This window comes from Citrobacter sp. RHBSTW-00986, from assembly GCF_013783065.1.
GTDB lineage: Bacteria > Pseudomonadota > Gammaproteobacteria > Enterobacterales > Enterobacteriaceae > Citrobacter > Citrobacter braakii.
In genome coordinates this window covers 4,656,741-4,681,945 of record NZ_CP056200.1, presented here as the reverse complement: position 1 = coordinate 4,681,945, position 25,205 = coordinate 4,656,741, and the positions used below count along the sequence as shown (strand labels likewise).

The 25,205-nt window shown below is 53.3% G+C and carries 23 protein-coding genes; 8 read left to right on the top strand and 15 right to left on the bottom strand.

Features of this window, described 5'->3' with window-relative positions:
* The first annotated feature begins 11 nt into the window (after window positions 1-11).
* Window positions 12-1,316: an SLC13 family permease gene (locus HV345_RS22490; protein WP_181636069.1), complete on the top strand. Its 1,305-nt coding sequence runs from the start codon at window positions 12-14 to the stop codon at window positions 1,314-1,316.
* 81 nt (window positions 1,317-1,397) lie between these two features.
* On the opposite strand, the gene tpiA is transcribed toward HV345_RS22490, so the two are convergent.
* Both tpiA and HV345_RS22480 read right to left on the bottom strand, forming a co-directional pair.
* Complete coding sequence (tpiA, locus tag HV345_RS22485; protein WP_003028783.1) at window positions 1,398-2,165, bottom strand: triose-phosphate isomerase; 768 nt, start codon at window positions 2,163-2,165, stop codon at window positions 1,398-1,400.
* Between the two features lie 111 nt (window positions 2,166-2,276).
* Window positions 2,277-2,873: a YiiQ family protein gene (locus tag HV345_RS22480; RefSeq protein WP_016155250.1), complete on the bottom strand. Its 597-nt coding sequence runs from the start codon at window positions 2,871-2,873 to the stop codon at window positions 2,277-2,279.
* 100 nt (window positions 2,874-2,973) lie between these two features.
* On the opposite strand from HV345_RS22480, the gene HV345_RS22475 reads away from it, so the two are divergent.
* Window positions 2,974-3,405 (top strand): DUF805 domain-containing protein, encoded by a 432-nt coding sequence (locus tag HV345_RS22475; protein WP_016155251.1) that lies wholly within the window; start codon window positions 2,974-2,976, stop codon window positions 3,403-3,405.
* Between the two features lie 38 nt (window positions 3,406-3,443).
* Here HV345_RS22475 and fpr read toward each other — a convergent pair whose 3' ends face one another.
* From fpr to HV345_RS22455, 4 genes are all read right to left on the bottom strand, one after another.
* Complete coding sequence (gene fpr / locus HV345_RS22470) at window positions 3,444-4,190, bottom strand: ferredoxin--NADP(+) reductase (RefSeq protein WP_049040560.1); 747 nt, start codon at window positions 4,188-4,190, stop codon at window positions 3,444-3,446.
* 95 nt (window positions 4,191-4,285) lie between these two features.
* A complete protein-coding gene (gene glpX, locus HV345_RS22465) occupies window positions 4,286-5,296 on the bottom strand; it encodes a class II fructose-bisphosphatase (RefSeq protein WP_016155253.1) in 1,011 nt (336 codons plus the stop codon).
* Window positions 5,297-5,431: 135 nt separating this feature from the next.
* Window positions 5,432-6,940 carry a glycerol kinase GlpK gene (gene glpK / locus HV345_RS22460; protein WP_016155254.1) on the bottom strand — a complete coding sequence of 503 codons (1,509 nt, stop codon included), beginning with the start codon at window positions 6,938-6,940 and terminating at the stop codon, window positions 5,432-5,434.
* Between the two features lie 22 nt (window positions 6,941-6,962).
* Window positions 6,963-7,808, bottom strand: coding sequence for an MIP/aquaporin family protein (locus HV345_RS22455; RefSeq protein WP_016155255.1), 846 nt, complete (start codon window positions 7,806-7,808; stop codon window positions 6,963-6,965).
* Window positions 7,809-8,236: 428 nt separating this feature from the next.
* Here HV345_RS22455 and zapB point away from each other — a divergent pair, with 428 nt between their 5' ends.
* Window positions 8,237-8,482 (top strand): septal ring assembly protein ZapB, encoded by a 246-nt coding sequence (gene zapB, locus HV345_RS22450; protein WP_019077914.1) that lies wholly within the window; start codon window positions 8,237-8,239, stop codon window positions 8,480-8,482.
* Between the two features lie 221 nt (window positions 8,483-8,703).
* Here the strand turns inward: zapB and rraA are convergent, their stop codons facing one another.
* The 7 genes from rraA to priA all read right to left on the bottom strand — a co-directional run bounded on the left by rraA (window position 8,704) and on the right by priA (window position 16,690).
* Window positions 8,704-9,189 (bottom strand): ribonuclease E activity regulator RraA, encoded by a 486-nt coding sequence (gene rraA, locus HV345_RS22445; protein WP_008787034.1) that lies wholly within the window; start codon window positions 9,187-9,189, stop codon window positions 8,704-8,706.
* A gap of 92 nt (window positions 9,190-9,281) precedes the next feature.
* Window positions 9,282-10,211: a 1,4-dihydroxy-2-naphthoate polyprenyltransferase gene (menA, locus tag HV345_RS22440; protein ID WP_016157915.1), complete on the bottom strand. Its 930-nt coding sequence runs from the start codon at window positions 10,209-10,211 to the stop codon at window positions 9,282-9,284.
* Between the two features lie 67 nt (window positions 10,212-10,278).
* Entirely contained in the window at window positions 10,279-11,610 is a 1,332-nt protein-coding gene (hslU, locus tag HV345_RS22435) for an HslU--HslV peptidase ATPase subunit (protein ID WP_003028803.1), read from the bottom strand.
* 9 nt (window positions 11,611-11,619) lie between these two features.
* The gene (hslV, locus tag HV345_RS22430) at window positions 11,620-12,150 is read right to left on the bottom strand and encodes an ATP-dependent protease subunit HslV (protein WP_003028805.1); all 531 of its coding nucleotides are present in this window, start codon (window positions 12,148-12,150) and stop codon (window positions 11,620-11,622) included.
* Between the two features lie 91 nt (window positions 12,151-12,241).
* The gene (gene ftsN / locus HV345_RS22425; RefSeq protein WP_071600361.1) at window positions 12,242-13,216 is read right to left on the bottom strand and encodes a cell division protein FtsN; all 975 of its coding nucleotides are present in this window, start codon (window positions 13,214-13,216) and stop codon (window positions 12,242-12,244) included.
* A gap of 93 nt (window positions 13,217-13,309) precedes the next feature.
* Window positions 13,310-14,335 carry a DNA-binding transcriptional regulator CytR gene (gene cytR, locus HV345_RS22420; RefSeq protein ID WP_016157916.1) on the bottom strand — a complete coding sequence of 342 codons (1,026 nt, stop codon included), beginning with the start codon at window positions 14,333-14,335 and terminating at the stop codon, window positions 13,310-13,312.
* Window positions 14,336-14,491: 156 nt separating this feature from the next.
* Window positions 14,492-16,690, bottom strand: a complete 2,199-nt coding sequence (gene priA / locus HV345_RS22415) for a primosomal protein N' (protein ID WP_151223058.1) — start codon at window positions 16,688-16,690, stop codon at window positions 14,492-14,494.
* A 257-nt stretch (window positions 16,691-16,947) separates the two neighbouring features.
* Here priA and rpmE point away from each other — a divergent pair, with 257 nt between their 5' ends.
* The 3 genes from rpmE to HV345_RS22400 all read left to right on the top strand — a co-directional run bounded on the left by rpmE (window position 16,948) and on the right by HV345_RS22400 (window position 19,692).
* The gene (rpmE, locus tag HV345_RS22410; RefSeq protein ID WP_008787040.1) at window positions 16,948-17,160 is read left to right on the top strand and encodes a 50S ribosomal protein L31; all 213 of its coding nucleotides are present in this window, start codon (window positions 16,948-16,950) and stop codon (window positions 17,158-17,160) included.
* A gap of 339 nt (window positions 17,161-17,499) precedes the next feature.
* A complete protein-coding gene (locus HV345_RS22405) occupies window positions 17,500-18,180 on the top strand; it encodes an oligogalacturonate-specific porin KdgM family protein (protein WP_115191123.1) in 681 nt (226 codons plus the stop codon).
* Window positions 18,181-18,267: 87 nt separating this feature from the next.
* A complete protein-coding gene (locus tag HV345_RS22400; protein ID WP_053388904.1) occupies window positions 18,268-19,692 on the top strand; it encodes an MFS transporter in 1,425 nt (474 codons plus the stop codon).
* A 53-nt stretch (window positions 19,693-19,745) separates the two neighbouring features.
* Here the strand turns inward: HV345_RS22400 and metJ are convergent, their stop codons facing one another.
* Entirely contained in the window at window positions 19,746-20,063 is a 318-nt protein-coding gene (gene metJ / locus HV345_RS22395; protein ID WP_003825168.1) for a met regulon transcriptional regulator MetJ, read from the bottom strand.
* Between the two features lie 265 nt (window positions 20,064-20,328).
* On the opposite strand from metJ, the gene metB reads away from it, so the two are divergent.
* Together metB and metL are read left to right on the top strand one after the other, a co-directional pair.
* Entirely contained in the window at window positions 20,329-21,489 is a 1,161-nt protein-coding gene (metB, locus tag HV345_RS22390; RefSeq protein ID WP_181636068.1) for a cystathionine gamma-synthase, read from the top strand.
* 2 nt (window positions 21,490-21,491) lie between these two features.
* Window positions 21,492-23,924 carry a bifunctional aspartate kinase/homoserine dehydrogenase II gene (gene metL, locus HV345_RS22385; protein ID WP_181636067.1) on the top strand — a complete coding sequence of 811 codons (2,433 nt, stop codon included), beginning with the start codon at window positions 21,492-21,494 and terminating at the stop codon, window positions 23,922-23,924.
* Here metL and HV345_RS22380 read toward each other — a convergent pair.
* A complete protein-coding gene (locus tag HV345_RS22380; protein WP_049269713.1) occupies window positions 23,899-25,074 on the bottom strand; it encodes a hypothetical protein in 1,176 nt (391 codons plus the stop codon). The genes metL and HV345_RS22380 overlap by 26 nt on opposite strands.
* Window positions 25,075-25,205: the final 131 nt, after the last annotated feature.

Below are 25,205 nucleotides of genomic sequence, written 5' to 3'. Positions count from 1 at the left end.
AGGAGACAGGCATGTCGCTCTGGCTTACACACCCTCTGTTTATCCCCTCTCTGGTGGTTGGCATTACTATCCTGCTCTGGGCGACGTCGCTACTGCCGGAGTTTATAACGGCGCTGCTGTTCTTTGCCGTAGCAATGGTCGCCAAAATCGCACCTGCGGATGTGATCTTTGGCGGATTTGCGTCTTCGGCATTCTGGCTGGTCTTTAGTGGTTTTGTGCTGGGTATCGCGATTCGCAAAACGGGGCTGGCGGACAGGGCGGCGAGAGCGCTGTCATCGCGATTGACCGATTCCTGGCCGTTAATGGTGGCGAGCGTGGTGCTGCTCAGTTACGCGCTGGCGTTTGTGATGCCGTCCAATATGGGGCGTATTGCGCTGCTGATGCCGATTGTTGCCGCAATGGCGAAGCGTGCCGGAATTAACGAGGGTACGCGCGCCTGGTATGGTCTGGCGCTGGCCGTCGGGTTTGGGACGTTCCAGCTTTCCGCGACCATTTTACCCGCGAACGTGCCAAATCTGGTAATGAGCGGCGCGGCGGAAGGCTCTTACGGCATCCACCTCAATTATCTTCCCTATTTGCTGCTGCATACGCCGGTTCTGGGTTGGCTGAAAGGCGCGGTGCTCATCATGCTTATCTGCTGGCTGTTCCCTGGCAAGCCCCACGCACCGCGCGATCTCACGCCAGCGGAACCAATGAGCCGGGATGAAAAACGTCTGGCCTGGATGTTAGCAGTGGTGCTGCTGCTGTGGGTAAGTGAACGCTGGCACGGTATAGGGCCTGCGTGGACCGGGTTGGCGGCAGCGGTTATCACGCTGCTACCACGGGTTGGCTTTATCAATGGCGACGAGTTTTCCTCCGGGGTAAATATCAGGACCTGCATTTACGTGGCGGGGATTCTGGGGTTGGCAATTACCGTTACCCAGACCGGCATTGGCAATGCAGTGGGCGAGGCGCTGTTACAGGTGATGCCGCTGGATGAGGAAAAACCATTTACCAGCTTTCTCGCGCTGACCGGCATTACCACCGCACTCAATTTTATTATGACGGCGAACGGCGTTCCGGCGCTGTATACCACTCTGGCGCAAAGTTTTGCCGATGCGACTGGGTTCCCGCTGCTGTCGGTAATTATGATTCAGGTATTGGGGTATTCCACACCGCTACTGCCGTATCAGGCTTCGCCGATTGTGGTGGCGATGGCGCTTGGGAAAGTGCCTGCGAGGGCGGGGATGCTGCTGTGTATCGCGCTGGCGACGGCAACATATCTGCTTCTTCTGCCGCTGGATTATCTGTGGTTTAGCGTGTTGGGTAAGTTGTAAAAAAAGCCCGGTAGCGCTAACGCTTACCGGGCCTACAGTCTTGGAGGACGGGTCAGCGAAGCGCTACCCGCCTCAACAGCATTACGCCTGTTTAGCCGCTTCTGCTGCTTTAACGATGACCGCGAAGGCATCTGCTTTCAGAGAAGCACCGCCAACCAGCGCGCCATCGATGTCCGGCTGAGCGAACAGTTCTGCTGCGTTCGCTGCGTTTACGGAACCGCCGTACTGGATGATAACTTGTTCAGCGATTTTCGCGTCAGCTTTAGCAATGTGGTCACGAATGAATTTGTGAACAGCCTGAGCCTGAGCAGGAGTTGCAGATTTACCGGTACCGATAGCCCAAACTGGTTCGTAAGCGATAACGACGCCTTCGAATGCTGCCGCGCCCTGAGTTTTCAGAACGGCGTCGATCTGACGTGCACAGACTTCTTCAGTTTTGCCCGCTTCGTTTTCTGCTTCGGTTTCACCGATGCACAGAACCGGAGTCAGACCTTGTTCTTTCAGCACGGCGAATTTTTTAGCGATCAGCTCGTCAGACTCTTTGTGGTAAGTACGACGTTCAGAGTGACCGATAATGATGTACTGCGCGCCGATATCTTTCAGCATTTCAGCACTTGTTTCACCGGTAAATGCGCCAGACAGGTTCAGGTCAACGTTCTGCGCGCCCAGGATAATGTGGCTACCGGCAGCGGCGTGTTTCGCCAGGTCGATATACATTTCCGGCGGAGCGATTGCTACTGCACAGCCAGCAACGCCAGCCAGTTCTTTACGCAGATTAGCAACCAGTTCGTTTACCATGTGGCGGCTGCCGTTCAGTTTCCAGTTACCCATCACTAAAGGATGTCGCATTTCATTTCTCCACGCTTGTCAGCGAATTAAGGAATATGGCCGCCCGTCAGGGCAGCATGGTCTGTGAAACAGTATAGAGATTCGTCTGCGGAAAGGCTTTGCTTTTTGTCATCAATTCGCCTTCTCAAGACTTTCTGATAGTGCCAGCTTAATCGGTTCAACAGCGAAGGTCAGCCCTTTTTCACCGTTATCTGCCACAACATAGCGAATTGCGCCTTCTGTTTCGGCGTAATAGTGTTTACCTTTGCCGGCAGCGAGCAGTTTTTGCAGCTTTTTCTGGCTCTGCTCTTTCGTCAGTAGCGGCGCGACGGTACGAATGACGGCGGTCATGTATTCCAGCGCTTTCGCTTTGGCCGCCTTTTGTTCTGGTCCCTGAATCGGCAACCAGGTTATCTGCATACTTTTGATTTTTAGCGTGCCGCGCTCAAGGGCGGAGGACGCATACAGGTTTTCATTGATTTTACTGGCCGCGCGGGTGAGGTTTGCCCGATCGCGGCTGCTGTCGATGGCGCGGAACTCATTCAGGATAAGCTTCGGATTCTGCGTATTAAAGTTTTCGCGAAACTGGCTAATCGACAGGTCAAAGGTCGGCGCACCCGCCAGTAAATAGGGGGCCGTGGTTGCCGTCGATGGCTCTTCCGCCCGTGCCGCAACGCTCGCGGTGAAGGCTGAAAACAATAATAAAAACAGTGTAAATCCTTGCTTCATCAATCGTACCTTTCGTTATGACTGCTCACGATTAAAACGGTAACTGTCGGGCTTGTCAAAAGGGTAAACTGTTCTGGAAGGTAATAATAAAGGAACTTACATGACCATACAGCAGTGGTTATTTTCATTTAAAGGGCGCATCGGGCGCCGTGATTTCTGGATTTGGATAGGTCTGTGGATCGTCGGAATGCTGGTTCTGTTCTCGCTGGCGAGCAAGCAATTACTCGATATTCAGACTGCGGCATTTTGTCTGGTTTGTCTGCTATGGCCGACGGCGGCAGTGACGGTAAAACGCCTGCACGATCGGGGACGTTCTGGAGCGTGGGCGCTGCTGATGATTTTGGCGTGGATGCTGCTGGCCGGAAATTGGACGATGTTACCCGGCGTCTGGCAATGGGCGGTTGGTCGCTTTGTTCCGACGCTCATTCTGGTCGGCATGCTCATCGATCTGGGCGCGTTCGTTGGCACCCAGGACGAAAATAAATATGGTAAGGATACGCAGGACGTAAAGTACAAAGCCGAGCGCCAGTAGTTGTCGACCGGAGAAGCGCAAGCGCCTCCCGGCAACCCTCACCAGTAGTGCTCAGCAGTCATATGGCCCGGTCGACGGCGCAGGTGTTTGGTCATCTGCCGGGTCTCTTTCAGCAGTTGCTGCGTGTCGCGTACCATTTGTGGATTTCCGCACAACATCACATGGCTGGTTTCTTTATCCATTGGCAGCCCTACCGCCTTTTCCAGTTCACCGCTTTCAATCAGCGCCGGTACACGCCCGGTCAGCGAATCTACGGCTGTCTCACGGCTAACAACCGTCTGGATGCGTAATTTACCTTCGTAGCGTTTTTCCAGCGCCTGCATCAATGGCAGGTAGCTCAAATCGGCGGCATAGCGTGCGGCGTGGACCAGCACCAGATTTTTAAAGCGATCCAGGTCTTTGCCTAATTGAAGAATCGACAAATACGGGCCGATAGCCGTGCCGGTTGCCAGCATCCATAGCGTTTCGCAATCAGGGACTTCATCCAGCACGAAGAAACCAGCGGCCTCACTCACCACCTGAACTTCATCGCCAGGCTTTAGCGCCGCCAGTTGAGGGCTGAGTTTGCCGTCGGGAACCGTCACCAGATAAAATTCTAAGTCGGGGTTATCGGGCGCATTCACGTAGGAATAGGCGCGCTGGACGCGCTCACCGTCGATCTCAAGGCCAAGCTTGGTGAACTGACCTGCAGTGAAAGGAAGAACCGGAGCTCGCACGGTCAAACTAAACAGGGCATCGGTCCAGTTCTGCACCTTTGTGACTTTGCCTGTTACCCAATCTGCCATGGTTTTCTCCTGTCTGCTTTGATTGCCTTATCTTCGTTCGTTGGACGAAAGATTTCCAGCCCGGATGGGCTGGAAGGCTCTATTGATCAAATCAATTACAGGATGTGCGCCTGCACATCGGGATCTTTGCGATCGAGGTAGTGAATCGACTGAATGCGGCGGATCGTGCGTGATTTGCCGCGGATCAACAGCGTTTCGGTGGTTGCGATATTGCCTTTACGGCTAATCCCTTCCAGCAGATCGCCTTTGGTGATGCCGGTAGCGGAGAAAATGACGTTGTCGCTGCGCGCCATTTCATCCAGACGCAGCGCTTTGCCCGCTTCAATGCCCATCGCGGTGCAGCGGGCCAGTTCCTGTTCGCCAATACGACGGTTCTCTTCGCTGTCGCCTTTGACGTCATGGCGCGCCAGCAGGCGGCCCTGCATGTCGCCGTCCAGCGCGCGGATGACGGCCGCGGAAACCACGCCTTCCGGTGCGCCGCCAATACCGTACAGCACGTCAACTTCGCTGTCAGGCATACAGGTCAGAATCGAGGCCGCAACGTCGCCGTCAGGAATGGCGAAGACGCGCACGCCCAGTTTCGCCATCTCTGCAATAACCTCGTCATGGCGTGGTTTTGCCAGGATGGTGACGGTCAGGTCACTCAGTGGTTTGTTCAGCGCGGCTGCAATGTTTCGTAGGTTGGTTTCCAGTGACAGGTTCAGGTCGATGGACCCTTTTGCGCCAGGGCCGACAATCAGCTTTTCCATGTACATGTCTGGCGCGTTCAGGAAACAGCCTTTATCGCCTACAGCCAGCACCGCCAGCGCATTCGCCTGGCCCATTGCTGTCATACGCGTGCCTTCGATAGGATCGACGGCGATGTCGACCGCATCACCGTGGCCGGTTCCGACTTTCTCGCCGATAAACAGCATCGGCGCTTCATCAATCTCACCCTCGCCAATCACGATGGTGCCGTCGATGTTGACCTGGTTGAGCATAATACGCATGGCGTTCACCGCCGCGCCATCAGCGGTATTTTTATCGCCGCGGCCCAGCCATTTATAGCCAGCCAGCGCGGCCGCTTCGGTCACGCGTGAAAATTCAATGGCAAGTTCTCGTCTCATTGCAAACTCGTAGCTGAAAGGAATGGCGCGAAGTGTAGCACAGGGGAGGGGACTAGATTATTGATGTGTGTGCGGGGTTGCCCCCGCACGAAGATATTGCCGGACAAGGTAACGTCGCCATCCGGCAATGACGAATTACTCGTCGTGATCTTCCCACGCCATGGCGCGTTTGACCGCTTTTTTCCAGCCGCTGTAACGGAAATTACGCTCGGTGGTTTCGATGCCCGGGCGGAATTCACGCTCGATGACCGCTTTCTCCTGCAGTTCATCCAGATTCTGCCAGAAACCTACTGCCAGACCGGCAAGGTACGCCGCACCCAATGCGGTGACTTCGCGGACTTCCGGGCGCTCAACGCGCGTGCCGAGAATATCGGACTGGAACTGCATCAGGAAGTTGTTGGCGACCGCACCGCCATCGACGCGCAGGGCGTGCAGGCGAATACCGGAATCAGCCTGCATCGCTTCCAGTACGTCACGGGTCTGGTAAGCGATAGACTCAAGCGTTGCGCGGATGATGTGGTTGGAGTTTACGCCACGGGTCAGGCCGAAGATGGCTCCGCGTGCATACGGGTCCCAGTACGGTGCGCCAAGGCCTGTGAATGCCGGAACGACGTATACGCCGTTGGTGTCTTTCACTTTGGTGGCGAAATATTCAGAGTCGAATGCATCGCTGATGAGTTTCATTTCATCGCGCAGCCACTGGATGGATGCGCCAGCCATAAATACCGCACCTTCCAGCGCGTAGTTCACTTCCCCGGTCGGTCCACAGGCGATGGTGGTCAGTAGTCCATTTTCGGACTTAACGGCTTTCTCGCCAGTGTTCATCAGCATGAAGCAGCCGGTACCGTAAGTGTTTTTCGCCATCCCTTCCTTCACGCACAGCTGGCCAAACAGAGCGGCCTGCTGGTCACCGGCAATACCGGAGATAGGAATACGAATGCCGCCTTTACCACCGATGTTGGTCTGGCCGTACACTTCAGAAGAACGACGCACTTCTGGCAGCATTGCACGCGGAATATCCAGCGCATCCAGCATCGTGTCATCCCAGTCCAGGGAGTGGATGTTGAACAGCATGGTACGAGAGGCGTTGGTGTAATCCGTTACGTGTACGCGTCCCTGCGTCATTTTCCAGATAAGCCAGGTGTCTACCGTACCGAACAGCAGTTCGCCGCGACGAGCGCGCTCACGTGAGCCTTCTACGTGGTCGAGGATCCACTTCACTTTAGTGCCGGAAAAGTACGGGTCAATTACCAGACCCGTGTTATTACGGATGTACTCTTCCATACCGTCGCGCTTGAGCTTTTCGCAGATATCCGCGGTACGACGACACTGCCACACAATTGCGTTATAGATAGGTTTACCGGTCTCACGCTCCCAGACGATGGTGGTTTCACGCTGGTTGGTAATACCGATCGCTGCAATTTCATCGGAACTGATATCGGCTTTCGCCAGAACTTCTACCAGCGTGGAGCTTTGGGTCGCCCAAATTTCCATTGGGTCATGTTCTACCCAACCTGCTTTCGGGTAGATTTGCTCGAATTCGCGCTGTGAAACGCTAACGATATTCGCATCGTGGTCCATTACGACCGCGCGGGAGCTGGTGGTGCCCTGGTCGAGCGCAACGATATATTTTTTTTCAGTCATGATTATTTGTCCCGTAGTCACATTACTGCGAAGCTTTTTGTTGAGTGTTGGTCGCAACGTCTTTCTCTTCAATCGCGCAGACATCGCACGGTAAATGGCGACCAATCAGTTTGCGATATGCCCATGCGCCTAAAATCGCGCCGGTAATCGGGCCAAACACCGGGACCAGGAAGTAAGGGATATCACGACCACCCGTGAAGGCAATCTCACCCCATCCGGCCATCCAGGCGAAGAGTTTCGGTCCGAAGTCACGTGCCGGGTTCATCGCAAAACCTGTTAGCGGACCCATGGAAGCACCAATAACGGCAATCAACAAGCCGATCAGCAGTGGTGCCAGCGGACCACGAGGTACACCGTTACCATCGTCGGTCAGAGCCAGAATCAGCCCCATTAGAATAGCGGTAATGACCATTTCAACCGCGAAGGCCTGCACAAAATTGATATGCGGGTTCGGATAGGTCGAGAAAGTACCTGCCAGACCCAGGCTCTCGGTACTGCCGCGCACGATATGGTTAGTTTGTTCGAAATCGATGAAAAGATTGTAATAAAGCCCGTAAACCAGTGCCGCTGCGCAAAAGGCGCCGGCAATTTGCGAAATAATAAAAGGAGCAACTTTGCGTTTATCAAAACAGGCGAACAGCCAGAGTGCGATGGTTACCGCTGGATTCAGGTGTGCACCAGAAACGCCTGCAGTCAGATAGATAGCCATCGCTACCCCCAGACCCCAGATGATACTGATTTCCCACTGACCAAAAGTAGCCCCAGCAACTTTGAGTGCAGCGACACATCCCACACCGAAGAAAATCAACAACCCGGTACCGAGGAATTCAGCAATGCACTGGCCTTTTAAGGTTGATGTTTGACTCATAATCGGATCCTGAAGAGAGTTTAATGTTTATTGTATGCGAGAAGGTCACTGACATCCCCGGAGCCGGTAGGCACACTGTTAATTTATCGTTAACGCTCAAAAACGAGAAATATCGAAATTGAAATGTGTGTACTCCATCAACAAAATGAGCGTTATCGCGCCATTTCGCGGTATTTGTTATACAAAAATAGTGTGAGCTGAATCATTTCAATGATCAATTCGTTAACACTTAAGAGTTATGATAGTAATGTCACCAGGAGAAAGACGAAAAGTGTTGCAAACCGCAATCTGCGCGGGATGCCGCTGGACAGGGATGACGCGGCTTCATACAATCGGTGTTAAGTAGAGTGCGCTCGTTTTTATTAAGGCGTCGCCGGTTATCGGGACGAGGATTTTTATCCATCAACGCCTTGCAATTCAGGAGAGGTATGACGATGTCATTAGAAGTGTTTGAGAAACTGGAAGCAAAAGTACAGCAGGCGATTGATACCATCACGCTGTTGCAGATGGAAATCGAAGAGCTGAAAGAAAAGAACAACTCACTGTCGCAGGAAGTTCAGTCTGCACAGCAGCAGCGTGAAGAGCTGGAGCGTGAGAACAACAACCTGAAAGAACAGCAGAACGGCTGGCAGGATCGTCTGCATGCCCTGTTGGGGCGTATGGAAGAAGTCTAATCCTCGTCATATTTCACGTTATGGCGGCGTTGGCTGCGTACATTCACCCCAGTCACATAGTGGCCTATGCTCCTGGGGATTCACTTACTTGCCGCCTTGCCCTGACGCGAAATCTATAGAGGATGTAGACTGCGAGTGCCTGTAGGCCGGATAAGGCGTAAGCCGCCAACTGGCAATCAGTGACAACGCATAAAAAAGGCACCTTGCGGTGCCTTTTTCACTTACTCGATATCGAGCGGGTCTTCGGAGAGGATTATCCCGGTGTTGTCGGCGTACAGGTGGTCGCCGGAGAAGAATGTCACGCCGCCAAAGTTGACGCGCACATCGCTTTCCCCAATACCTTCTCCTGAAGCACCTACCGGAATTGCGGCAATCGCCTGAATGCCGATATCCAGTTCTTCCAGATCGTCTACCTGGCGGACTGAGCCGTAGATGACCAGACCTTCCCATTCATTCTGTACGGCCAGTCGCGCCAGTTCGGCATCGACTAGCGCACGACGGACAGAACCGCCGCCATCGACCAGCAGAATGCGACCACGGCCATTTTGTTCGAGCAGATCGTACAGCAACCCGTTGTCCTCGAAACATTTTACCGTGATGATTTGTCCGCCAAACGACGACCGTCCTCCAAAGTTAGAGAACAGCGGTTCCACGACGTTGACATCTTCCTGATAGATGTCACAAAGCTCGGATGTATCGTATTTCATAGGCTTAACGTTCAGTTGCTGCGAGAATTTTTAGTATATCGCGCTATGTGTACTGTTGGCAAAATCATCAATTGTTAATTGATATTTGTCAGTTAAAGAGACCACTGACTTAAGAAAATTCCAACGACAAACAGCAAGTTAGTTAATAGCGCCGCTTTTACGGTGCGTTCCAGCATCGGACGCATTGCCGCAGGATCCATTTCGCGCATCACGTAACGCGCCTGTTTGAAAAGCAGCGGAGCGGCAAGGATAAACAGCCATCCCCACAGACTTTGTAGCGAAAACAGGTTAAACAGCGCCAGGCAGACCAGCGTACCCATCAGCAGGCAGGCATGGTAGCGGCGGGCATTGACGGCACCTAAACGTACTACCAGCGTGTTCTTGCCGTTCTCTCTGTCGCTGTTGATATCGCGCAGGTTGTTGACGTTGAGCACGGCAGTTGCCAGCAGGCCACAGGCGGTGGCAGGCAGAATCAGCGCCGGAATCAGCGTATGCGCCTGCAGATACCAGCTTCCCATCACGCTAAGCCAGCCAAAGAATACCAGCACGGAAATATCGCCCAGACCGATATATCCGTAAGGGCGATTACCCACGGTGTAGGTGATCGCCGCGATAATCGACAGGCCACCAAGTACCAGGAAACCGACAAAATCCGCCAGCGTGTGACAGGCCACAGCAACCAGGGCCAGACCCGACAGACAGATCAACACCACGGTAACGATCAGCGCACGCTTCATCTGCTGTTGGGTGATAACCCCTTTTTGCATACCGCGCAGTGGTCCAATGCGGTCGGGCTTGTCGCTGCCTTTGACGGCATCGCCATAGTCGTTAGCGAGGTTGGACAGAATTTGCAGCAGTCCTGCTGTAATCAATGCCAACAGAGCAACCAGCGGATCGAAGTATCCTTGCCACCATGCTAATGCCGTACCGACGATGATCGCCGCGAAGGCGAGCGGTAAGGTCTTAGGTCGTAAACTTTCCAGCCAGGCTTGTGAGCGGCTAATTTTTTGTTGTTCAGTCATATTTAGCGCCAATAAAAATGGGGCTTTATCAGCCCCATCAACAGTGATGAAAATGCATTGAACGCGATTATAGGATAAAACGGCTCAGATCTTCATCTGCGACCAGCGCATCCAGATGTTTGCTCACATATTCGGCATCAATTGTGATGCTTTGGCCGTTTAAATCGCTCGCATCATAGGAAATATCTTCCATCAGACGCTCGAGAACGGTATGCAGACGACGTGCACCGATGTTTTCGGTGGTTTCATTGACCTGCCAGGCCGCTTCGGCAATGCGTTTAATGCCCGATTCGGTGAAGTTGATGTCCACACCTTCGGTCGCCATCAGCGCTTTGTACTGGACGGTGATGGAGGCATTCGGTTCGGTAAGGATACGCTCAAAATCGCTGGTGGTCAGCGCCTGCAGTTCGACACGAATCGGCAGACGCCCCTGCAGTTCCGGGATCAGGTCAGACGGTTTCGCTACCTGGAATGCGCCAGAGGCGATAAACAGAATGTGATCTGTTTTCACCATACCGTGTTTAGTGGAGACCGTGCAGCCTTCAACCAGCGGCAGCAGGTCGCGCTGTACGCCTTCACGGGACACGTCCGGGCCGGAGGATTCGCCGCGCTTACAGATTTTGTCGATTTCGTCGATAAACACGATTCCGTGTTGCTCAACGGCGTCGATAGCTTCCTGTTTCAGCTCTTCCGGATTCACCAGTTTGGCCGCTTCTTCTTCAATCAGCAGCTTCATCGCGTCTTTGATTTTCAGCTTACGCGGTTTTTGCTTCTGACCGCCCAGGTTCTGGAACATGGACTGTAGCTGGCTGGTCATCTCTTCCATTCCCGGAGGCGCCATGATTTCAACGCCCATCGGTGCGGCCGCGAGATCGATTTCGATCTCTTTATCATCCAACTGGCCTTCACGCAGTTTTTTACGGAACGCCTGACGCGCTGCTGAAGGTTCCTGCGGCTGCTCTGACTGTCCCCAGTTATTTTTAGCCGGTGGGATCAGCACGTCGAGAATGCGCTCTTCCGCCATCTCTTCGGCACGGAAGCGGTTTTTCTCGATGGCCTGAACGCGGACCATTTTGATGGCAGCATCGGTCAGATCGCGGATGATAGAGTCAACTTCTTTACCAACATAGCCGACTTCGGTGAATTTCGTTGCTTCAACTTTGATGAACGGCGCGTTGGCCAGTTTTGCCAGACGACGGGCGATTTCGGTTTTACCGACGCCGGTTGGGCCAATCATCAGAATGTTTTTCGGCGTAACTTCATGGCGCAGCTCTTCGTTGAGCTGCATGCGGCGCCAGCGGTTACGCAGGGCAATCGCCACGGAACGCTTAGCGTTGTCCTGGCCGATGATGTGTTTGTTCAGTTCGCTGACAATTTCGCGTGGGGTCATTTCAGACATGGGGGATCCTTACGCTTTGGAGTTCAATTCTTCGATGGTATGGAAGTGGTTGGTATAAATGCAGATATCCCCTGCAATATCCAACGCTTTCTCAGCAATCTCGCGTGCGCCAAGCTCGGTGTTTTCCAGCAGAGCGCGTGCAGCAGCTTGGGCGTAGGGACCGCCGGAGCCGATGGCAATCAGATCGTTTTCTGGCTGTATGACGTCGCCGTTACCGGTGATGATGAGTGATGCAGTTTCATCCGCAACGGCCAGCAGCGCTTCGAGTTTGCGCAGCATACGGTCGGTACGCCAGTCTTTTGCCAGTTCAACGGCAGCTTTCACCAGGTGACCCTGGTGCATTTCCAGCTTGCGTTCAAACAGTTCAAACAGCGTGAATGCATCCGCAGTACCGCCCGCAAAGCCCGCGATGACTTTGTCGTTGTACAGACGGCGGACTTTCTTCACGTTGCCTTTCATTACGGTGTTACCCAGTGTGGCCTGACCATCACCGGCGATTACCACATGGCCGTTACGGCGTACGCTTACTATTGTTGTCACGAGCAGACCCCTTGGTTACAAATGCAAAACACAGGCCCCGCGCAGTATGCGGGGCGTAATGCAAGTATAGATGGGGGGGATTTTGGGGGTTTCAACCCCCAGTGGCGAGTCGAATGCAGTTTGTGTGACCAGCAACTTTCAGGCGGCTGATGGTGTTGTCGGCATTCTCTTTGCCTTTGACCGGACCAATGACCACGCGATTCCAGCCGTTATTGGTGGTAATACGTGAGTTGAAGCCTTCAAAAGCCAACTGCGCGCGCACGGTTTCTGCCTGCTCAGCGCCTTTAAATGAGCCGCACTGTACCATCCAGCGGCGTTCATCTTTTTTCTCCGCCGTCTGTTTTGGCGGCTGCGTTTCATTTGTTATCGGCGCGGCCGGCTGCGTTTTCGGCTGAGCGGCGGTGGTATGCGCAGGTGTTTGCAGTAGATCCTGATACGGCTGTTGGGCCGCAGGTTTTGGCTGCGCCTTCGGCTGCTGTACCGGTGCGGTTTGCGCAGTACGCGTTTGCTGCTGCTGGTACGGCTGTTCCGTTACCCGTTGGCGCGGCTGTTGAGCCTGCTGTTGGGTGTTATTCCACTGCTGCTGTTGCACCTGACGTTGACGCTGCAGCGTTTGCTGGCGTTGTTCCGCAGTTTGTTCGTTCCATGGTACTTCGTTGAGCTGCGTTGGCTGTTGGCGCATATCGGCCTGCATTTGCGCCAACAACTGGCGCTGCTCATTGGTAAGCTGATCGGCGTTCAGTACCTCGCCGCCTGCAGACGGTTCGGTAGGCGCACGTACGCCAGGCTGACGGCTTTCCAGCTCTTTGATGTATCGCCAGCGCTCTTCCGGTTTTGGCGGGATGCCATTACCGGTGACTTTCTGGTTTTGCAGCGTTTCGGACTCTTCTTTCTTGTGATGCGTAATGAAGTACAGACCACCGATAAAGGTCACGAGTACGGCTGCAGCAATAGCAACCATAGCGGGCGATACCGCAGGCGTATTGCGTTGTTTTTTCCGTGATGTGCTCTTCTTGCGCCGCGAAGGTGCCGGTTGGCCGCGACGTACATAATCTCGTTGTGCCACTATCGTTTCGCTGTATTTATTCGTTCGTCAGCCCGCCATGTTACTTAAGCGGCGGGCCTTTGACCAGACAGGGGAGTCCGAAAGCACTTTACTTTACGTCAGTGCCCGGGTAGTACCCCGAATAATAAGCTCGCAGTCCAGTAAACGTGAGCCACTGCTGACGTTCTGACCTTGTAGTTGATCGAGCAGTAACAGCATAGCTTCACGTCCGATATCGAAACGCGGCTGTGCGACGGTTGTCAGGGGTGGATCACAAAATTCCGTGAGCGAAATATTATCAAAGCCAATGATGGATAAATCGTCAGGTACCTTCAGACCCTGACGTTTGGCGTAAGAGAGTGCCCCCAGCGCCATGACATCGCTGTGGCAAAAGACCGCAGTAGGTGGCTGTGGAAGCTCAAGGAGCTGCTTAAGCGCATTGGCTCCCGCTTCATAGGTAAAGTCACCGCGCGCGATGAAATGCGGATCGACCGTAATTCCACTGCGGCGCAATGCCTGAACGTAACCTTGCAGACGGTAATGGCACAGCGGCATATCCTCTGGTCCGGCGATACAGCCAATGCGTTTATGCCCCAATTCCAGCAGATAGTTCATCGCGTTGAAGGCGGCGGTGAGATTATCAATGTGCACGGTGGGGAGTTCCAGCTCTGGCGCGAACTCGTTGGACATGACCATCGGCGGCAAGTTGCGCTGCTCTTCCACGCTGGCATCAAACGGCAGTCGCGAACTGAGCAGCACCATGCCATCGATCTGTTTGGTGATAATGAGGTTGAGGAAGGTCTTTTCCTGCTGATTCTGGTGGGCGCAGTCGCCGATAAGCACCAGATATCCCTGCTCAGCGGCGGTCACTTCTATGCCGCGAATCACTTCGCTAAAAAACGGATCGCAGATATCCGGGACAATCACCAGAATGGTACGTGATTCATTACGCTTAACGTTGCGTCCCATTGATTGGGGTAAATATCCCACTTCCAGCGCAGCCTGTTCAACCTTGTTACGGGTTGACTGCGAGACTTTGTCCGGGTTCATTAATGCGCGGGATACGGTTGCCGTTGAGACTTTCGCCTTCAGAGCAACATCTTTCATCGTAGCGGCGGCAACCTGCTTATTCGGTTTCACTCTTTCTCCTCGCCAGAGACCTGCTGGCACAGACTCGTCCTTGAATAGCCTTCATCTGAAACATTTTTATCAGATAGTTAATGGAAGCGGTTACAGAATTTTCATAAAAAGTGTGATGGATCTTTAATTTTACGATCCGCCTCGCATCGTGAGGGATTATCCCTCGATGGGATCGACATCCAGCACCCATTTAACCTTACGTGCATCGGGTAACGTATTGATCAGCGCCAGCGTGCCGCTGACGATATGCTGCAGGCGAATTCGCGACGGATGTTGCAACAAAATTTGCCAGCGATAGCGACCGCCGCGCTTGGGGGCCAGGGCGGGAACCGGGCCGAGCACCCACAGTTTGTCATCGGCAAGCGGACTGGCCTGGATCAGATTTCGCAACTGTTGTAAGAACATAGGCGCATGCTGGTTGTTATGATCTTCTGCCCGCACGATCACATGGCTGGTCCACGGTGGAAGCTGGAGCGTTTGTCGCTCGGCCAGCGCCTGCTCGGCAAACGCGTCATAACCTCTGTACAGCAAAGTTTGCAGCAGCGGATGCTCAGGATGGTGCGTTTGTAGCACCACTTCGCCCTGTTTCCCGGCGCGTCCTGCTCGCCCGGAGACCTGCGTGTAAAGCTGGGCGAAGCGTTCTGCCGACCGGAAATCTGCAGAGAACAGCGCGCCGTCAACGTCCAGAAGCGCCACCAGGGTGACGTCCGGGAAGTGGTGGCCCTTGGCCAGCATTTGCGTGCCGATCAGAATTCGTGCGCCGCCGCGATGTACTTCCGCCAGATGCTGCTCCAGCGACCCTTTACGGCTGGTGGTGTCGCGATCGATGCGTGAGATTGGCACGCCGGGGAAAAAAGGGGCCAGAGCCTGCTCAAGCTGTTCGGTGCCGAGTCCAACCGGAACCATATGCGTTGAGCCGCAGGAAGGGCACTGACGTGGTATTGGGCGCTGGCTGTCGCAGTGGTGGCAGCGTAAATGGTGCTGTGCCTGATGCAGCGTGTAGTAGTGATCGCAGCGCGGACATTCGGCAATCCAGCCGCAGTCATGACACAGCAGCGCAGGAGCAAAGCCCCGGCGGTTCAAAAACAGAATCACCTGGTTATCCGCCTGCAGGTGCTGACGCATACGGGTGATAAGCGCAGGGGCGAGTCCGGCCTGCACCTGCTGACCTTTGAGATCCAGCACGTGCTGAGTGGCTGGGCGCGCATTTCCGGCACGGCGCGTCAGGCGCAGCATGCGATATTTTTTCTGTCGCACGTTGCACAGCGTTTCCAGAGCCGGAGTGGCTGAGCCGAGAATAATCGGGATCTGCTCGCTGTGGGCGCGATAAACCGCGAGATCGCGCGCATGATAGCGCCAGCCTTCCTGCTGTTTATAAGAGCTGTCATGCTCTTCGTCGATGACAATCACGCCGAGATTTTTAAACGGTGTAAACAGTGACGAGCGCGTGCCGATAACAATCGCCGCTTCGCCATTTTTTGCTTTCAGCCAGGCCGAAAGACGTTCGCTGTCGTTCAAACCGGAGTGCAGGACTTCGACCGGCGCATTGAAGCGTTCGCGAAAACGGGCAATAGTTTGCGGCGTCAGGCCAATCTCCGGCACCATTACCAGCGCCTGCTTGCCCTGGGCCAGGACATTTTCCAGTACGCTTAGATAGACCTCTGTTTTGCCTGAGCCCGTCACGCCCGCTAATAGCCAGGCGCTAAAACTGTCCGCGGCGCTGTGAATCGCCCCGACGGCGGTGGCTTGCTCGGTGTTCAGTCGAAGACGCTCACCGGAAACCGCGTAGTGGGTACGCCAGTCGCTAAAACCAGGCGTTTCGCTCGCCAGATCGCACAGCCCTTTTTTCCGCAGCGCCTGTAATGCGGCGTCATTAAATTCGAGCTCAGCCACCTGGTCGCGCCAGATTTTTCCCTGGCGTAGCGCAGCCAGCGCCTGCTGTTGCTTGGGAGAGCGCTTGAGGCTGTTGAGATCAATAACCTGACCTTCTTCAGTGGCAAACCAGTACCATATGGGCGCGTTTGTCGCCGGGCGTCCCTGGCGCAGCAGAATCGGCAGGGCGTGAAACAGTACGTCGCCGATAGGATGGTGATAATAGTCAGCCGCCCACAGCAGCAGACGCCAGACGGAGGTCGAATAAACCGGCTCGCTGTCCAGCACTTCGAGAACGGCTTTCAATTCGCTCAGCGGCAGTTCGCTGTGCTCGCTGACGGATAAAACGATGCCCACGCGCTCCTGTTGCTTGCCAAAGGGCACGCGTACACGACACCCGGCTTTGGCGCTCATGCCTTCCGGCAGCAGGTAGTCAAAGGTGCGAGGTAGCGGAACGGGTAAGGCAACGTGCGCAACGGGCATTGAATCATCCTGACTTGAAATCTGGCGGGTTAGTATACACATTAGTGAAGGGTAGAATGCGGATCAGTTTGCATGAGCAGGTTAATTTCTGTATGATTCGCCGCCTTTGATGCAAATTGATTGCGTCAAACAATGACCATTACCCGAGAGTTTCAGGCTGTTGATGCAGCGTGAAAGGTGACGGGGAATAATTAACATCGCGTGGTGTCTGGCGTTAGGGCTGGAAGAGCGACGCGGCCTTAAACCGAGGTTTTCCCATGAAAAAAGATATTCACCCGAAATACGAAGAAATTACTGCAAACTGCTCTTGCGGTAACGTCATGAAAATCCGCTCTACCGTCGGTCACGATCTGAACCTGGACGTGTGCGGTCAGTGCCACCCGTTCTATACTGGCAAGCAGCGTGATGTTGCTACCGGTGGCCGTGTTGATCGCTTCAACAAGCGTTTCAGCATCCCAGGCAGCAAGTAAGTTTCAGCTGTCAGAAAAAAGCGCCTTATGGCGCTTTTTTTGTTTCTGCGTCTGCAGACTGAAATTCGTATTGATGTATTGAATGATGTCTTTTATTTAATAAATAAAACATCGTTTTTATTTTTACGATAAAATGTTTCAACTGGTGATCTGCGTCCTTTTTATCTTCTTGTTTTTGCCACTTATGCCAATCTTTGGCAAAATACCAAAGGTTTCTTCCTTCTTTCTAAAATACACTTTCGTGGAAATATAAAATTATTCTTATTCCTTCATCGTTTCTTCATTTATGGACGGAGCGAGATGGGCAATTTCCTAGATTTAGTGTGAAGAGGGATGGTCATGAAATTTAAATCCGCGTTATTACTGATTTCATTATTCTCTGCGGCCGCGCAAGCGGGTTATGTTGATTATCGACATGAATATTATGATGATGGTCGTAATTACGACCGTGTTTATATGTCGCATCGTTTTGCTACGGGTTTTGGTGTGGCAGTCGAGGCCATTTCACGTTCCGAAAATACGCAATCTAATGATGCGTGGAATAATATGGAAAGTAATGGCAACGAGTATACGGCAAGCTACCAGTTCACCTGGAAGGACCTTATCTGGCAGCCGGGTATTGCGATCGAAACGGGCGATAACATCGCGATTTATAAGCCTTATATTCGCGTGCAGTATAACATCAATGACCATTGGTGGACCGCGTTCCGCTATCGTCAGGAGTACATGCGCAGAAACACTGATGGCAAGGATGACCGCATGGTCTATCGTCCGGAAGCATGGCTCGGTTATAACATCAATGACTGGATGTTTGAGCTAAATGGCATTTATAAAATTGCCGATAGCGAAGATTTATATAACAACCGAAAAGACGATTACGAATATAACTTCCGTGTGGCGTATAAAATAGGCTCATGGGTTCCATTTGTTGAGGTGGGTAACGTTTCCTCGGGGTATAACACCACAACCACAGACGATCGTCAGACCCGCTATCGCGTTGGTCTCGGTTATAACTTCTGACCGTTAATACACTTCGTATCGATTTATTACGCTGAGCATCGGTATACGCATAGTTTGCGTGAATAATGTGTCTAAGGAGTTAACATCATGTCTAATGATGGAACAATGATCGGAAGCAATCAAAATATTGCCGTCAGGCCTTTCGGATTAAGAGATAAATTCGGTTATTTATGTGGTGACCTCGGAACCTGTTTTATTCTTGGGCTGGTAAATAGTTTTTTAATGATTTATTACACCAACGTACTCGGTATTTCCGGTGTTATTGTTGGTTCACTCTATTTTGTGACCAAACTCTTTGATGCGTTTGTCGACGTTGGCGTAGGGCGCTTATGTGATACCTCTAAACTAACGGTACATGGGCGATTTAACCCCTGGGTGCGCCGCATGAAGTACCCGTTTTGCATCATTGCGGTCGTTCTGTTCCTGCCGTTTGTGCATGATTTTTCTTATACGGCGAAAATTATCTACATCTGCTGTTCCTATTTTATTTACGGTTCGCTGTTATCGACAGTGAGTATTCCGTATGGCGCCATGTCTGCGGCGATAAGCTCGAATCCGGAAGATCGCGTATCGCTGTCAACCTGGCGCAGCGTTGGGTCCGCCATCGGCGGCGGGACAACCGGCTTTTTTATTCCGATCCTGATGTACACCACTCTGGTGGACGGAAGCCAGGTGATCTCTGGGCAGCATTTCTTCTGGATTGCCATTGGTTGTTCTGTGCTGGGGTTTATCTTTTTAACGTTGACCTGTCAGTTAACGACGGAACGCGTGCGGGTGGAAAGAAAAGAGAGCATGCCGGTTTCTGTGCTGCTGAAGGGGCTGATACGCAATAAAGCGCTAATTGTTTTAGTGGTTGTGGATCTGCTGATTGTGATTAATCAGGGGTTGTCTGGTACCAACATGACTTACCTGTTTAATGACTATTTCCATAACAAAGAGGCCATGTCCGTTGCATTGCTCTTCACCTTTGGCTCTCTGGTTTTGCTGGCACCCTCGGCATCCTGGCTCACGAAGCGCTTTGGTAAGAAAGAAGCCAGCGTAGGCGCGCTGCTCTTTGCGGTAGCCATGTATGTGATTATGTACTTCACCCACATTACCGACGCGAAGGTTTATTTGGTTTTCCTGTTCCTGGCGACGCTGGGGGCTGGGTTATTCAACCTGATGATTTGGGCGTTTATGACCGATGTGTGTGATTATCACCAGTATGTCACCGGCGATCGTGAAGATGGGACCGTCTATGGCGTGAACTTCTTCGCCCGCAAGGTTGGCCAGGCGTGCGCAGGGGCTATTGGCGGCTTTATGCTGGCCATCATTGGTTATCAATCTTCGTCAACGGGCGGCGCTGTGCAAACCAGCATTGTGCAGGAAAACATCTATACGATGGCAAATCTGTTACCGGCTTTATGCCTGTTCTTGGCAGCGGTCATTCTGATTTATTTCTATCCATTGAACCGTAAAGAGACGCTCAAAATGGAAGAAACATTGAATAAGCTTAATGGTATCAGTAAGTAACGTAGTGAGAAGCGGCGGGAGTAATCCCGCCTTTTCTCATCTGTCTTGAAAAATCAGTATTCCCACGTTTCCGGGTTGATACCCAGTTCACGCATGATTACCTTTGCTTCTTCCGGAATTTCATCGCTGCGCTCTTTACGCAGGTCGTCATCGTTGGGTAATGGTTGCCCGGTAAAAGCATGCAGAAACGCTTCACACAGCAGTTCGCTGTTGGTGGCGTGACGCAGGTTGTTAACCTGACGACGCGTGCGTTCATCGGTAAGGATTTTTAACACCTTCAGAGGAATGGAAACCGTAATTTTTTTGACTTGCTCACTCTTCTTACCGTGCTCAGCGTATGGGCTGATATATTCGCCGCTCCATTCAGCCATGAGATACCTAATCCTCTTTGTCATTAATATTGAGGCCAGAACCTGAGCCCGGACCATAATTGCGCGTAGTTTATCGTAGTGGCGTGGCCCTGACACGAAGTAAGCCGACGCAGATGTACGCTAATGCATATAATTTTAACGGCTATTTCCGGTTTGCTCAATCTATACGCAAAGAAGTTTAGATGTCCAGATGTATTGACGGCTATCGTAACTATGATTACTCTGGTGTCTGACTTTTCACCGACTCAGCCAGGATCTCCTCAATATGACGCGTAAACAGGCCACCATCGCAGTGCGTAGCGGGTTAAATGACGACGAACAGTACGGTTGCGTTGTCCCGCCGATCCACCTCTCCAGCACCTATAACTTTACCGGTTTTAATGAGCCTCGCGCCCATGACTATTCGCGCCGCGGTAACCCAACGCGTGATGTCGTTCAGCGTGCGCTGGCGGAACTGGAAGGTGGGGTGGGGGCAGTACTGACCAACACCGGCATGTCGGCGATTCATCTGGTGACTACGGTATTCCTCAAGCCTGGCGATCTGCTGGTCGCACCACACGACTGCTACGGCGGGAGCTATCGTCTGTTTGACAGCCTGGCAAAGCGTGGCTGTTATCGCGTACTGTTTGTCGATCAAGGAGATGAGCAGGCGTTGCAGGCGGCACTGGCGGAAAAACCGAAGCTGGTGCTGGTAGAAAGCCCAAGCAACCCGCTGTTGCGCGTGGTGGATATCGCGAAAATCTGCCAGCTGGCGCGCGAGGCTGGTGCGGTCAGCGTGGTGGACAACACTTTTTTAAGCCCGGCACTGCAAAATCCACTGGCATTAGGCGCCGATCTGGTGTTGCATTCATGCACGAAATATTTAAACGGTCACTCCGACGTAGTGGCTGGTGTGGTGATAGCAAAAGATCCTGAAATGGTCACTGAACTGGCATGGTGGGCGAATAATATTGGTGTGACCGGCGGCGCGTTTGATAGTTATCTGCTGTTGCGCGGCCTGCGTACTCTGTCACCTCGTATGGAGGTGGCGCAACGTAATGCTCAGGCGATTGTGGATTATCTGCAAACTCAGCCGCTGGTGAAAAAATTGTATCACCCGTCATTGCCGGATAATCAGGGCCATGAGATTGCCGCGCGTCAGCAAAAAGGGTTTGGCGCGATGTTGAGTTTTGAGCTGGATGGCGATGAGCAAACGCTGCGTCGCTTCCTCGGCGGGTTGTCATTGTTTACGCTGGCGGAATCGTTAGGGGGCGTTGAAAGTCTGATCTCCCATGCCGCAACCATGACACACGCGGGAATGGCGCCAGAAGCGCGTGCTGCTGCCGGAATTTCGGAAACGCTGTTGCGTATCTCCACCGGTATTGAAGATGGCGAAGATTTAATTGCCGACCTGGAAAATGGCTTCCGGGCTGCAAACAAGGGGTAAACATGAGTGTGATTGCGCAGGCAGGGACGAAGGGTCGTCAACTGCACAAATTTGGTGGTAGTAGTCTGGCTGATGTGAAATGTTATCTGCGTGTCGCAGGCATTATGGCAGAGTACTCGCAGCCTGATGACATGATGGTTGTTTCAGCCGCAGGCAGTACCACTAACCAGTTGATTAGCTGGCTAAAATTAAGCCAGACCGATCGTCTTTCTGCGCATCAGGTTCAACAGGCGTTACGTCGCTATCAGAGTGAGCTTATCAGCGGTTTGTTACCTCCTGAGGTGGCGGATGGGCTGATCGGCGCGTTTATTCACGATCTGGAGCGTCTGGCCGGGTTACTCGACAGCGGCGTGAATGATGCCGTCTATGCTGAAGTCGTCGGGCATGGCGAGGTGTGGTCGGCGCGTTTGATGTCTGCCGTCCTTAACCAACAGGGGCTGGAGTCAGCCTGGCTGGATGCGCGCGATTTTTTACGTGCCGAGCGCGGCGCTCAGCCGCAGGTGGATGAAGGTCTTTCTTACCCATTGCTGCAGCAACTGCTGGCGCAGCATCCGGGCAAACGCCTGGTCGTTACTGGTTTCATTAGCCGCAGCAACGCCGGTGAGACGGTACTGCTGGGGCGTAACGGCTCCGACTACTCGGCGACGCAGGTTGGCGCGTTGGCGGGGGTTTCCCGCGTAACCATCTGGAGCGATGTCGCCGGGGTTTACAGCGCGGATCCGCGTAAAGTAAAAGATGCCTGTCTGCTGCCGCTGCTGCGTCTGGATGAAGCCAGCGAGCTGGCGCGTCTGGCGGCTCCGGTTCTCCATGCCCGCACCCTCCAGCCGGTTTCCGGCAGCGATATCGATCTCCAGTTGCGTTGTAGCTATACGCCGGAGCAGGGATCGACGCGTATTGAACGCGTGCTGGCTTCCGGTACCGGGGCACGTATTGTGACCAGCCATGACGACGTTTGCCTGATTGAGTTTCAGGTTCCCACTGGCCAGGACTTTAAACTGGCCTATAAAGAAATCGATCAGATTTTAAAACGCACCCAGGTGCGTCCGCTGGCAGTGGGTGTGCATCCTGACCGCCAGTTGCTGCAATTTTGCTATACCTCCGAAGTCGCTGATGGCGCATTGAAAATTCTGGATGAAGCTGGCCTGCCGGGCGAACTGCGTCTGCGCCAGGGGCTGGCGCTGGTGGCGATGGTTGGGGCGGGCGTCACCCGTAACCCGCTGCACTGCCATCGCTTTTGGCAACAGCTGAAAGGTCAGCCGGTCGAATTCACCTGGCAGTCGGAAGAGGGCATCAGCCTGGTCGCCGTCTTGCGTACCGGGCCAACGGAGAGCCTGATTCAGGGTCTGCACCAGTCAATCTTCCGCGCGGAAAAACGCATTGGTCTGGTGCTGTTCGGCAAAGGCAACATTGGGTCGCGCTGGCTGGAGCTGTTTGCCCGCGAGCAGACCACGCTCTCGGCGCGTACCGGATTAGAGTTCGTGCTGGCAGGAGTGGTTGATAGCCGCCGTAGCCTGCTGAATTACGAAGGGCTGGATGCCAGTCGCGCGTTGGCCTTCTTCGATGACGAGGCGGTAGAACAGGATGAAGAGTCATTGTTCCTGTGGATGCGTGCCCACCCGTATGATGATTTAGTGGTGCTGGACGTCACTGCCAGCGAGCAGTTGGCGGAGCAGTATCTGGATTTCGCCAGTCATGGCTTCCACGTTATCAGCGCCAACAAGCTGGCGGGGGCGAGCAGCAGTAATAATTACCGCCAGATTCATGACGCCTTTGAAAAAACCGGTCGCCACTGGCTGTATAACGCCACCGTAGGCGCAGGCTTGCCGATCAACCATACCGTGCGCGATCTGATTGATAGCGGAGATACTATTCTGTCGATCAGTGGGATCTTCTCCGGCACGTTGTCGTGGTTGTTCCTGCAATTTGATGGCACGGTCCCGTTCACCGATCTGGTGGATCAGGCGTGGCAGCAGGGTCTGACTGAACCTGATCCGCGCGTGGATCTTTCCGGCAAAGATGTGATGCGCAAGCTGGTGATTCTGGCGCGTGAAGCGGGTTACGACATCGAACCGGACCAGGTACGCGTAGAATCTCTGGTGCCTGCGCACTGTGAAGCAGGTTCTATTGACCATTTCTTTGAAAATGGCGATGAGCTGAACGAGCAGATGGTGCAACGCCTGGAAGCGGCACGTGAAATGGGACTGGTGCTACGCTATGTGGCGCGTTTTGACGCTAACGGTAAGGCACGCGTTGGCGTTGAAGCGGTACGCCCTGAGCACCCGCTGGCGGCACTACTGCCGTGCGATAACGTCTTCGCCATTGAAAGCCGTTGGTATCGTGATAACCCGCTGGTCATTCGCGGACCGGGGGCGGGCCGCGATGTGACCGCCGGGGCGATTCAGTCAGACATCAACCGTTTGGCGCAACTGCTGTAGTTTTTGTTGCCGGATAACATGTGTAAACATCGCCCTCAATGAGGGCGTTGTATTTATCTGCCAGCGATCTTATCGCCTGAAACACCGAATGGGCAGAGTAACGGGTACTTTGCTCAAATTCCGTCTGTTGCCGCAACCAGGCGAGAAAACGATGGCTTGCCGCCAGGGTTATTGACGCGCTTTCTTCAACCCGCCCCTGCGTTAACAAACACACCATTTTACGCATATCGCCTCGTTGCCAGATTTGCCACTGATTTCGCCACCATCCCTGATACGTTTTACCCAGCAATTGCCAGGGCAGCGTGCGCTTATCGCTATTCATTTCTTCATCAATAAACCACAGCGAGGCGCGATGATGGCGAAACTGTTCCGCCCATGCGGTTATCGCTGCGCCGCGCAGGAAGCATTCGTGGGCAATAATATGGGTTTTTACCTCTGGCCACAGATGGCTCAGCAGGCGGAAATGCCCATGGGCAGTAATGACCGGGCGTAAAATCGCGCCGCTGGCGTTCCGTTTGAGTATGGCGCTGCCGTACTGGATTTCATCAAACTGGCTGCGGCGTAAAAACTGGGTTTCCCGCTGACTCACTCGCTCAATGATATCGTCGTGAATGACTGTTGGCTCAGCAGTGCCACGCCAGCGGTAAAGCAATGATATGCCGGCAGTGTGCGGCGTGAAGTTGCTGGAAATATGCAGAACATTGCCGCGAATAGCGTCAAAAGAGAGTAATACATAGAGTTGCTGGCCTGCACTAACGCCCTGAAAAGGGACGAGCAAGGGAATCGTCGCTATTTGTTCTGGCAAAACGATGCTGGTGGGAGGCGACTGCTTTGGTGTCCACACTTTTTTGCAGTTTCGGCACTGAACGCGCTGGCTGCCCTGGGGATTATGCCCATAGCGAATGATTTCTCGCTGGTAGCAACATGGGCAAAACTGACCACGATTAGCGGCAAAATCCGCTAAATATGCCGACAACCAGCAACGGAACTGTTCCTCATCAAACAGCGGTGGAAGGCTGCCGCATGCCCGACAATGCAGTGCGGCATAACCCAGCCGATATTCTGGCCAGCTGTAATCAGCTGAACTCGCCAGCCCCAGATTTTTGCAGCCAAAGGATTTGCAGCAATTGATAGTGAACAGTGACGTCATCCTGTTACCAACGATTTTTAATGGTCGTTGATTTTGGCCTGCAACTATCACCGATGGATGTGAGTTTTCTCACATAAAAAAACCTTTCAGAACGTAACGTAGCGAATCTTTATATGACTGAAAGGGATTGG

Bases quoted from the DNA above. Each gene is read 5' to 3' on its own strand.
- HV345_RS22405 (WP_115191123.1), top strand. From the start codon at position 17,500: ATGAAATTTAAATCCGCGTTATTACTGATTTCATTATTCTCTGCGGCC.
- metB (WP_181636068.1), top strand. From the start codon at position 20,329: ATGACGCGTAAACAGGCCACCATCGCAGTGCGTAGCGGGTTAAATGAC.
- HV345_RS22490 (WP_181636069.1), top strand. From the start codon at position 12: ATGTCGCTCTGGCTTACACACCCTCTGTTTATCCCCTCTCTGGTGGTT.
- hslU (WP_003028803.1), bottom strand. From the start codon at position 11,610: ATGTCTGAAATGACCCCACGCGAAATTGTCAGCGAACTGAACAAACAC.
- HV345_RS22455 (WP_016155255.1), bottom strand. From the start codon at position 7,808: ATGAGTCAAACATCAACCTTAAAAGGCCAGTGCATTGCTGAATTCCTC.
- rraA (WP_008787034.1), bottom strand. From the start codon at position 9,189: ATGAAATACGATACATCCGAGCTTTGTGACATCTATCAGGAAGATGTC.
- metL (WP_181636067.1), top strand. From the start codon at position 21,492: ATGAGTGTGATTGCGCAGGCAGGGACGAAGGGTCGTCAACTGCACAAA.
- HV345_RS22475 (WP_016155251.1), top strand. From the start codon at position 2,974: ATGACCATACAGCAGTGGTTATTTTCATTTAAAGGGCGCATCGGGCGC.
- fpr (WP_049040560.1), bottom strand. From the start codon at position 4,190: ATGGCAGATTGGGTAACAGGCAAAGTCACAAAGGTGCAGAACTGGACC.
- zapB (WP_019077914.1), top strand. From the start codon at position 8,237: ATGACGATGTCATTAGAAGTGTTTGAGAAACTGGAAGCAAAAGTACAG.
- tpiA (WP_003028783.1), bottom strand. From the start codon at position 2,165: ATGCGACATCCTTTAGTGATGGGTAACTGGAAACTGAACGGCAGCCGC.
- HV345_RS22380 (WP_049269713.1), bottom strand. From the start codon at position 25,074: ATGACGTCACTGTTCACTATCAATTGCTGCAAATCCTTTGGCTGCAAA.
- glpX (WP_016155253.1), bottom strand. From the start codon at position 5,296: ATGAGACGAGAACTTGCCATTGAATTTTCACGCGTGACCGAAGCGGCC.
- rpmE (WP_008787040.1), top strand. From the start codon at position 16,948: ATGAAAAAAGATATTCACCCGAAATACGAAGAAATTACTGCAAACTGC.
- menA (WP_016157915.1), bottom strand. From the start codon at position 10,211: ATGACTGAACAACAAAAAATTAGCCGCTCACAAGCCTGGCTGGAAAGT.
- priA (WP_151223058.1), bottom strand. From the start codon at position 16,690: ATGCCCGTTGCGCACGTTGCCTTACCCGTTCCGCTACCTCGCACCTTT.
- glpK (WP_016155254.1), bottom strand. From the start codon at position 6,940: ATGACTGAAAAAAAATATATCGTTGCGCTCGACCAGGGCACCACCAGC.
- HV345_RS22480 (WP_016155250.1), bottom strand. From the start codon at position 2,873: ATGAAGCAAGGATTTACACTGTTTTTATTATTGTTTTCAGCCTTCACC.
- HV345_RS22400 (WP_053388904.1), top strand. From the start codon at position 18,268: ATGTCTAATGATGGAACAATGATCGGAAGCAATCAAAATATTGCCGTC.
- metJ (WP_003825168.1), bottom strand. From the start codon at position 20,063: ATGGCTGAATGGAGCGGCGAATATATCAGCCCATACGCTGAGCACGGT.